This window comes from Streptomyces sp. NPDC002676 (assembly GCF_053592455.1).
Genome location: NZ_JBSFVT010000001.1, coordinates 1,004,140 through 1,004,590, shown reverse-complemented (window position 1 = coordinate 1,004,590; position 451 = coordinate 1,004,140). Strand labels below are relative to the sequence as shown.

Sequence of the window (451 nt, the reverse complement as noted above, 5' to 3'; positions counted from 1 at the left end):
GGAGCTGCTCGTACGCGGCTGCGGCGCCGGCTGCGTCTCCCGCCATCCCCCGCCAGTAGGCGAGGTTACTGCGGGCGGCCAAGGTGTGGGGGTGGTCCTCACCCAGTGCCCACAGCTGGTCGGCCAGGAGCTGCTCGTACGCGGCTGCGGCGCCGGCTGCGTCTCCCGCCATCCCCCGCCAGTAGGCGAGGTTACTGCGGGCGGCCAAGGTGTGGGGGTGGTCGGGGCCCTGCACCCGAACTCGGTCTGCCAGGAGCTGCTCGTACGCGGCTGCGGCGCCAGCTGGGTCTCCCGTCTCCCCCCGCCACCGGGCGAGGTCGTGGCGGGTGGTCAGGGTGTGGGGGTGGTCCTCACCCTGCACCCGCAGCCGGTCTGCCAGGAGCTGCTCGAACGCGGCTGCGGCGCCAGCCGCGTCTCCCGTCTCCCCCCGCCACCGGGCGAGGTTGCTGCG

The 451-nt window shown here is 74.7% G+C and carries 2 pseudogenes; both read right to left on the bottom strand.

From position 1 onward, the window contains the following. Nucleotides 1-208: pseudogene (locus tag ACWD3E_RS04765) on the bottom strand (tetratricopeptide repeat protein); the annotation flags it as partial. Between the two features lie 63 nt (nt 209-271). Beyond that, nucleotides 272-451: pseudogene (locus ACWD3E_RS04760) on the bottom strand (tetratricopeptide repeat protein); the annotation flags it as partial.